Annotated in this window: 1 pseudogene; it reads right to left on the bottom strand. The window is 73.4% G+C overall.

What is annotated here, in order from left to right:
* Window positions 1-274 (bottom strand): annotated as a pseudogene (locus tag SB754_RS20225) (class I SAM-dependent RNA methyltransferase); the annotation flags it as partial.

Below are 274 nucleotides of genomic sequence, written 5' to 3'. Positions count from 1 at the left end.
ATCCCAGTTCTCGGAAGAGGCCGGTGTCGCGCGCGAGCGCCACGGGATCGCAGGCGACGTACACGACGGCCGCCGGGTTCAGCTCGGCGATGCGGCGCACCACCTGCTCCCCCGCGCCGGAGCGAGGCGGATCCAGCAGGGTCACGCCGCGCGAGATCGCGTCTGTGGGCTGCAGGTGCGCGATGAAGCGCTCGACGCGCGCCGAGATCGCCTCGACGGGCAGATCGGCGAGGTTGTCGGCGGCGTGCTGGGTGGCGCGGCCCGCCGATTCGAC

The sequence above is a fragment of the Leifsonia sp. SIMBA_070 genome (assembly GCF_046534635.1).
Taxonomy (GTDB): domain Bacteria; phylum Actinomycetota; class Actinomycetes; order Actinomycetales; family Microbacteriaceae; genus Leifsonia.
This window is presented reverse-complemented; position numbering and strand designations above follow the sequence as displayed.